Consider the following 8,072-nt stretch of genomic DNA (forward strand, 5'->3'; position numbering starts at 1 on the left):
AGAGCAGTCGGGCGGGCTCGACTCTACCGAAGCCAATGGCTCAGATCGCCAGTTCGGCCTCCACGTCCTGCACCTTGCGTCGGGCCAGTGCAAGGTTGGACTTGGTCCGGTCCAGCACGATGTAGAAGAACAGTCCCTTCTTCTTCGCGACCGGTCGCATGATGTGGTACGCCTTGCCCAGCGAGATCAGGATATCCTCGATGCTGTCATTGAGGTTCAACGAGGCGGCGGTCTTCATCTTGGCCCGGATCACTTCGGTGTTGCCGGCAGCGGCCACCTCCATGTCCATGCCGGCACCGGCTTCGCCCAGCAGCATGCCGCTTTCGTAGTCGACCAGCGCCACTGCCTGCGCGCCGTCGATGCCCATCAGTGCGTTCAACGATTCATTCAATCCAGCCACGTCGCACCCCTTGTCGATGTTGGTTCGAGCCCCTCGTTCCCCTGCGGCCGGGCTCACGATCCGCCGAGTTCGGCCAGGATCGCCTGGCCACATTCCCTGCTCTGCCACAGCACCTGGCCGATCACGCTGCGCTGGTCGCAGGCCGCCATCAGCAGCAGCGGTGCACGTCCCTCGGCCTGGATCGCCAGCATCAGCACCTTCCCGCCCATCGCTTCCAGCATCAGCGTCTGCAGATCCCCCAGCAGCAGTTCGCGCCCGACCGCCGCGGCCAGCGCCAGCATCGCGCTGGTCATTGCCGCCAGCCGTTCGCCGCGCCCTTCGGCACCAGCGCTGACCAGGGCAAAGCCATCGACACTGGCCAGCACTACCGTGCGCACGCCTTCCACCCGCTGCTGCAGGTCCTGCAGCAGCGGCTGCAGGCGCGCACGCTGGCCGGCATCGGGCAGCACCGCCATCTGCCCGTCAGCCATGCGCGGCCACCAGTGCGTGCACTTCCATTTCGCTCATCAGTACATCCATCAGCAGCAATCCCTGTTCGCGGTCGCGGGCATCCACCGCCAGCAAAGGCAGCGGTTGATCATCCAGGCTGGCGCGTGCAGCCCAGTCGTCCAGCGCAGCGTGCGGCGCCTGGTCGAGATGGGTGACCGCCACCACCAGCGCCAATGACGCTGCGAACGGCTGCAGCACCTGCAGGTAGTCCTCCAGCTCGCCGGCCAACCCGGCACGGCGCGCGTCCAGCAGCAGCACCGCACCACGTGCCCCCTGCAGCAGGATCGGCCACAGGAAATCAAAGCGCTGCTGGCCGGGTGTCCCGTAAAGCCGCAGGCGTTCGCCGTTGGGCAGGTCGATGTCTGCGTAGTCCAGCGCGACGGTGGTGGAGGCCTTGTCGGCACCGAGGCGATCACTGTTGGCCACATCGGTGTCGATCACCGCGCCGGCCGCGATGCTGCGCACGAGTGTGGACTTGCCGCTGCCCATGCCACCGAGCACGACCACCTTGTGCTCACGCATTGCGCTCGCTCCCACGCAGGTGGCGCCACAGGCGGGCAAGCAGGCCGTTGTCGGTGCCATTGCCGCGTAGGGCCGTCATCGGTGCCGCCGGGGCGCTCTGCAACTGCGCGTAACCGCAGAGATAGGCGGCATGGATGAAATCACGCACCGCCGCAGCCGGCAACTCGAGCAGCATCGCGCATTCTTCAACCGTGCACGCGCGCTTGAGCAGCAGCGAACACAGGCGGAAGCCATCGTGGTCGTGACCCAGCACGCGGAAATCCGGCCAGCGCAGCACCTTCACCGAGGCGCCACGCAGGCGTTCGTCCAGTGCCTGCCAATGTCGGCTGCGCTGTGCCCACTGCCACAGCAGGGGCCGCAGTGGCTGGCGCGGCCGCTCACCGGCCAGGGCCTGCAGGCGAGCCGGCGTGAGCGCGTCCAGCTGCAGGCGTTCGAAGGCATCGGCCAGGCGCTCTACCAGCGCGCTCGCGGGCTCCTGCAACAGCACAGCCTGGTCATGCTCGAGGTCCATCAGCAGGACGGGGTCACCCGCGTCACTCAGCAGTGCCTGCCCCTGGCGCAGGGGCAGCCGCTCGCGCAGCAGGCGGGTGATGGCGTGTGCACCATCGGCAAGACGGATCGGTGCGGGTGCGTGCATGGTCAGGGGCTCCACTGCCAACTGCATCCCGCGCAGGGCGCGGCCGATGGCACCGTCATCAAGTATGTCCTGAGGGCCATCGCCGTCGCGCAGCTGGCCCCCCAGATCCTCGATCCAGCACTGCAGTCGCGGGCGTTGCTGGCGCATGCGCAGGGCCGCGTTGCGCAGCGCCGGCGTATCGCGGATGACCAGCAGGTCGCAATCGTCCAGATCCTGGCTGCGGCGGATCTGGCCGTCCGGCAGCGCCGATGCTACGCGTAGCCGCTGCAGCAGGGCCTGCTCGCCCTGGATGTCGGTTCCCACTACCAGCACGCGTGCCATCCGTGTTCCCCGTGCGGCCACCTCCCCGGTGGCCTCGCGTCGCCAAGGCTAGGACATCGCCAGCGGCAGCCGTCGTGATCGACTGCTCAGATCGGGAGCGGTTGCAGACGGTGTCCGATCGGTTCTGCGACGGCCATCGCGGGCAAGTTTCATGCCGCTTTGACGGCATTCCGACGGCCAACGGATGTCACGGTTCTGGACGCGGGTCGAATGGGGCCGCCCAAAAAGAAACCCGCGCCGAAGCGCGGGTTCCGGGGTCACGACCGAACGGCGACGGATCAGCCGCGCAGCTGCTCCAGCGCGGCATTGAAGGTCGCGCTCGGGCGCATCGCCTTGCTGGCCTTGGCCACGTCCGGACGGTAGTAGCCGCCGATGTCCACGGCCTTGCCCTGCACCGCGACCAGCTCTTCGACGATCTTCTGCTCGTTGTCGGTCAGCGCCTTGGCCAGCGGGGCGAAGCGCGCCTTCAGGGCGGCGTCTTCGTCCTGCGCGGCCAGGGCCTGGGCCCAGTACAGCGCGATGTAGAAGTGGCTGCCACGGTTGTCGATGCCACCCAGCTTGCGCGACGGCGACTTGTCGTTGTCCAGGAACTGGCCGTTGGCTTCGTCCAGCGCCTTGGCCAGCACACGGGCAGCGGCGTTGTCGTAGCGGTTGCCCAGGTGTTCCAGCGACGCGGCCAGGGCCAGGAATTCACCCAGCGAATCCCAGCGCAGGTAGTCTTCCTCGACGAACTGCTGCACGTGCTTCGGAGCCGAACCACCGGCACCGGTCTCGAACAGGCCGCCACCGGCCATCAGCGGCACGATCGACAGCATCTTGGCGCTGGTGCCCAGCTCCATGATCGGGAACAGGTCGGTCAGGTAGTCACGCAGCACGTTGCCGGTCACCGAGATGGTGTCCTCGCCCTTGCGGATGCGGTCCAGCGAGAACGCGGTGGCTTCCACCGGCGGCAGGATGCGGATGTCCAGACCGGCAGTATCGTGGTCCTTGAGGTACTGCTCGACCTTGGCGATGACCTGCGCGTCGTGGGCACGGGCGGCATCCAGCCAGAACACGGCCGGGGTGCTGCTCAGGCGGGCGCGCTCGACGGCCAGCTTCACCCAGTCCTGGATCGGCGCGTCCTTGGTCTGGCACATGCGCCAGATGTCACCGGCTTCGACGGCATGCTCGAACACCACGGTGCCAGCATCGTCGGTGACCTTGACCACGCCATCGGCGGCGATCTGGAAGGTCTTGTCGTGCGAGCCGTACTCCTCGGCCTTCTGCGCCATCAGGCCGACGTTCGGCACCGAACCCATGGTGGCCGGATCGAAGGCACCGTGCGCCTTGCAGTCGTCGATGACGGCCTGGTACACGCCGGCGTAGCAGCGGTCCGGAATGACGGCCTTGGTGTCCTGCAGCTTGCCTTCGGCATTCCACATCTTGCCGGAGTCGCGGATCATCGCCGGCATCGAGGCGTCGACGATCACGTCGCTCGGCACGTGCAGGTTGGTGATGCCCTTGTCCGAGTTGACCATGGCCACGCCCGGGCGCTGTGCGTACTCGGCAGCCAGGTCGGCTTCGATCGCAGCACGGGTGGCTTCCGGCAGCGACGGCAGGCGCGCAGCCAGGTCACCGATGCCGTTGTTGGCATCGAAACCGGCCTGCTTCAGCACGTCGGCGTGCTTGGCCAGCACGTCCTTGTAGAACTCGTTCACCGCCACGCCGAACATGATCGGGTCGGAGACCTTCATCATGGTCGCCTTCAGGTGCAGCGAGAACAGCACGCCCTGGGCCTTGGCATCGGCAATCTGCTCGCCGATGAACGCGGCCAGTGCCTTGCGGCTCATCACGGCGGCATCGACGATCTCGCCGGCCTTGACCGCGGTCTTTTCCTTCAGCACAGCGGTGCTGCCGTCATTGCCGTGGAAGGTGATCTTCAGCGAACCGGCATTGGCCAGGGTGGCCGACTTCTCGCTGCCGTAGAAATCACCGGCGGCCATGTGCGCGACATGCGACTTCGAATCCGGCGCCCAGGCGCCCATGCGGTGTGGGTGCTTGCGCGCGTAGTTCTTCACCGACAGCGGTGCACGGCGGTCGGAGTTGCCTTCGCGCAGCACCGGGTTCACCGCGCTGCCCTTGACCTTGTCGTAGCGCGCCTTGTAGTCGCGCTGCTGGTCGTCGGCCGGGGTTTCCGGGTAATCCGGCAGCGGATAGCCCTGGTCCTGCAGTTCCTTGATGGCCGCCTTCAGCTGCGGCACCGAGGCGGAAATGTTCGGCAGCTTGATGATGTTGGCGTCCGGGGTGGTCGCCAGCTGGCCCAGCTCGGCCAGGTCGTCGCTGACCTTCTGCGCGTCACTGAGCAGTTCCGGGAACTGCGACAGGATGCGGCCGGACAGCGAGATGTCACGGGTTTCCACCACGATGCCGGCCGTACCGGTGTAGGCGTCAACGATCGGCAGCAGCGACTGGGTGGCCAGGAACGGGGCTTCGTCGGTCAGCGTGTAGAGAATCTTGGACATGGGGGACTTGGACTCTGTAGCAGTGCTCAGGGGAAGGCCGGCGCCAGCGCCGGGCCACGTGCAACCGTGTCGCGCGCGGGGCGGAGCCCCACGCTTTCCCCGTCGCCGTCAGGGTGGGCGCGCGGCGGGGAAACCCCTGCATTGTCGCGTTTTCAGCCGCGCGGGGCAAAGCCGCGCCATACGCGGCGGTACTGGACCGCTGTGTTTCGTCGTTGGCTCGCTTCCGGTCAGGAAGCTGAGGCTTGATGGCTAGTTCGACTTCCCGCTCGTTGAGGCACGCATGACCCACTCCGACAATCGCTGCCCCCACTCGGCACGCCTTGGACAGGTCAACGTCTGTGCGCGCTTGCTTTGCTGGAGGTTGCAGACACGGAATCCCCCGACGACGGCGGCCAGGCTGGCGAGTTCATCCGCCGTCGCTGCAGAACCTCGGATGTGCAGCGAACCGGCGCCAGACGATCCGGGCCGAACGTAGACGTCGTACCGGGTGGAAGGTCCTTCCGACCTTACGTATCCCGACACGGCATATCCGCCGTCCGTGAAACGCAGATCCGGCGTGCTTCCTGCAGGCTTTTCGGGGGCGTCGCCCTCGTAGATCAGGGCGACTTCCTTACTATCGTGCCTGATAAGGTGCAGACCAGAGTCAACAGGTGCCTCGTAGGTCACAGACATTCCTGTCGGCACCCGCACACAGGCGCCGTATAGGAAGTGGTCGCAACTGTAGCTCCAGAGATTCGCAGGTCCCATTGCGAGTGTGAGCGCAATCCAGCTGAGCATCCTGTCCCCCGATCTGTCCGTGGTCCGTTCAGCGTATCCCGCTAGGCCCCAAAGCGGACATCGCTCAATAAAAAAGGACGCAGCCTCGCGGCTGCGTCCATCGTGAGCCCTGCCGGGAGAGAGTCGGCAGGACTTACTTGACCTCGAACTCCTGCGGCGTTCCGGCCGCCTTGCCATCGACGGTGACCTCGGCGCGGTACTTGCCGGCCGGCCAGCCCTTTGCATTCTTGAACGTGACGTTGGTGGTTTCCGCACCACTGGTGTTCAGGGTGGCGGTCTGTTCGCCGGCCACCTGGCCGTCCTGATAGGTCAGCTTCGCGCCAACGTTGACATTGTTTGCCGCACCGTCGGTCTTGACCGAGACGATGATGTCGTCCTTCGGTGCGAACAGAGCCGTCGTCGCAACCGACTTGTCGGCGGCGGCGGTCTTTCCGACCGTGACCGACGAGACGCTGACAGCAGCGGCTTCGGCCATCGGCGGCGGCGCGCCGGTCATCGGGGCCGGTGCTGCCGGTTCGGCCGGAGCGGTCGCTGCCGGAGCGGCATTGTTGTCGGTCGACTCTTCTTTCTTCTTGCAACCGACCAGGGCGACGCTGCCCAGCAGGGCGGCGATCAGGGCGGTCTGGAGCGGGGTGGTCTTGATCATTCGGGGTTCCTCCCAGGGATTGTCGGACGGCGTTCTGGCCGGCTTACTTCGGCGGCAGTTTCAGGGTCTGGCCCGGGAAGATCTTGTCCGGGTCATCAAGCACATCGCGGTTGGCTTCGAAGATCTTCTTCCAGGCATTGGCGTCGCCCAGATGCTGCTTGGCGATCTTCGACAGCGAGTCACCCTTCTGCACGGTATAGGTGCCGCCGCTGACAACGTCTGCGGTGCTGTCCACCGAAGCGCTGACGCCGGAGAAGTCCGCCTTCGGCACCTGCTCGGCGGTACTGTCGACACTGCCACTGACGCCGGAGAAATCGGCTTTCTTCTCGGTACTCATCCACAACTCCCGTCTGCATGACTACGTGATTGGCACGGTGCCATGGCGGTTGTTAAATGGGGATGGTGCAGATGTGAAGCCGCCCCCGGGGGCGGCTGAACAATCGGGGGAATGGACACCCGGTAGTGCCACGGGATCCGGCCTTGGCCGATTGCCGGCCAGCGGCCGGCACTACCGGTAACCGCCTGCGGCGGTTACTGCCGCAGCTCGCGGTAGGTCGCGGCCGGGGCGACGATGCCCGGGCTGGCACGCCAGGGATTGATGTCCAGGCCACCGCGGCGGGTATAGCGGGCCTCCACTTCCAGCCAGTGCGGCTGGCAGCGCGCTGACACCTCGCTGAAGATCCGCTCAACACACTGCTCGTGGAACTCGGCATGCTCGCGGTAGCTGACCAAGTAGCGCAGCAGGCCGGCGCGGTCGATCTTCGGCCCACGGTAACGCAGGCTGACCGTGGCCCAGTCCGGCTGGCCGGTGACCGGGCAGTTGGACTTCAGCAGCGCCGAGACCAGAGTCTCCTCCACCACCTCGCCCGCATCGGCGGCGAGGAAGTCCGCCTGCGGCGGGCCGTAGCAGTCGATCTCCACGTCCAGCCCGTCGATGGATTCGCCAAGCGGCGTCTCTTGCAGCTCCGGCAGGCCGAACTCCACCTGGACCGGCGCACCGGCGCAGGCCGACAGATCCGCCACGATGCGCGCGCGCAGCGCCTCGGCGCTGTCGATGCGGGTGCTGTTGAGGGAGTTCAGGTACAGCTTGAACGACTTCGATTCGATCAACCGCGGCGAGGTGCACGGCACCTGGACGGTGGCGACGGCGACCTGCGGCTTGCCACGCGGGTCGAGCCAGCTCAGCTCGAAGGCGTGCCAGCGGTCGTGGCCGACGAACGGCAGCGCGCCGTCATCGAGACCGATCTCGGCGCGGGCGCCGCTGCGCGGGATCGGAAACAGCAGGCCGGGATCGTACTGCGACGGGTAACTGACCTCGCGACCGAGGCTGGAATCCTGTGGGGTGTTCATGGGGGGCATTGTATCGCGCGGAGGGCGGGCCTTCGGCCTGGCCGGCCAACGGCGGAGCCCCTCCGTGGTGGTTGTATTGGGATGATCGCGAAAGGCGGTCTATCGGCTTGGCCGGGTGGGCAGGCGGGTCGGGGGACGCCGTAAACCCGTCCTTGAAGTGACCCCCGGGAGTTGGACGCCAGATCCAACCCCGAGGGATACATGAACAGATACGACGCTCGTTTCAAACTGCAGGTCGCCAAAGAGGCCTGCAAGACCTCCACATCAGTCAAAGCCGTTGCTCGTCGCCACAGCCTGGAGGCCTCCACGGTCAGGCGCTGGGTGGCGACCTATCGGCTGTATGGTTGGCGCGGATTTCATCGCCAGGCCCGGTTCTATGACCTCCCGTTCAAGTTGGCTGTCCTGGAAAAAATGAGCCAGGACGGTATG

The 8,072-nt window shown here is 66.3% G+C and carries 9 protein-coding genes; 1 reads left to right on the forward strand and 8 read right to left on the reverse strand.

Features of this window, described 5'->3' with window-relative positions:
• Window positions 1–40 precede the first annotated feature (40 nt).
• The 8 genes from G370_RS0112185 to queF all read right to left on the reverse strand — a co-directional run bounded on the left by G370_RS0112185 (window position 41) and on the right by queF (window position 7,643).
• Entirely contained in the window at window positions 41–400 is a 360-nt protein-coding gene (locus tag G370_RS0112185) for a hypothetical protein (RefSeq protein ID WP_005419760.1), read from the reverse strand.
• Between the two features lie 53 nt (window positions 401–453).
• Window positions 454–870: a roadblock/LC7 domain-containing protein gene (locus tag G370_RS0112190; RefSeq protein ID WP_019660844.1), complete on the reverse strand. Its 417-nt coding sequence runs from the start codon at window positions 868–870 to the stop codon at window positions 454–456.
• The gene (locus G370_RS0112195) at window positions 863–1,411 is read right to left on the reverse strand and encodes a GTP-binding protein (protein WP_019660845.1); all 549 of its coding nucleotides are present in this window, start codon (window positions 1,409–1,411) and stop codon (window positions 863–865) included. Before G370_RS0112195 ends, G370_RS0112190 begins: the two co-directional genes overlap by 8 nt.
• Window positions 1,404–2,369 carry a hypothetical protein gene (locus G370_RS0112200; RefSeq protein WP_019660846.1) on the reverse strand — a complete coding sequence of 322 codons (966 nt, stop codon included), beginning with the start codon at window positions 2,367–2,369 and terminating at the stop codon, window positions 1,404–1,406. The genes G370_RS0112195 and G370_RS0112200 overlap by 8 nt, the downstream gene beginning before the upstream one ends.
• 278 nt (window positions 2,370–2,647) lie before the next feature.
• Complete coding sequence (locus tag G370_RS0112205) at window positions 2,648–4,870, reverse strand: NADP-dependent isocitrate dehydrogenase (RefSeq protein ID WP_019660847.1); 2,223 nt, start codon at window positions 4,868–4,870, stop codon at window positions 2,648–2,650.
• Window positions 4,871–5,780: 910 nt separating this feature from the next.
• Window positions 5,781–6,293, reverse strand: a complete 513-nt coding sequence (locus G370_RS0112210; protein ID WP_019660848.1) for a hypothetical protein — start codon at window positions 6,291–6,293, stop codon at window positions 5,781–5,783.
• Between the two features lie 43 nt (window positions 6,294–6,336).
• Window positions 6,337–6,630, reverse strand: a complete 294-nt coding sequence (locus G370_RS0112215) for a LysM peptidoglycan-binding domain-containing protein (protein WP_005419771.1) — start codon at window positions 6,628–6,630, stop codon at window positions 6,337–6,339.
• Between the two features lie 194 nt (window positions 6,631–6,824).
• Complete coding sequence (gene queF, locus G370_RS0112220; protein WP_019660849.1) at window positions 6,825–7,643, reverse strand: NADPH-dependent 7-cyano-7-deazaguanine reductase QueF; 819 nt, start codon at window positions 7,641–7,643, stop codon at window positions 6,825–6,827.
• 201 nt (window positions 7,644–7,844) lie between these two features.
• Here queF and G370_RS0112225 point away from each other — a divergent pair.
• Window positions 7,845–8,072: transposase (locus G370_RS0112225; RefSeq protein ID WP_026347112.1), on the forward strand; the 228-nt coding region annotated here is incomplete at its 3' end.

The organism is Stenotrophomonas hibiscicola ATCC 19867, from assembly GCF_000382065.1.
GTDB lineage: Bacteria > Pseudomonadota > Gammaproteobacteria > Xanthomonadales > Xanthomonadaceae > Stenotrophomonas > Stenotrophomonas hibiscicola.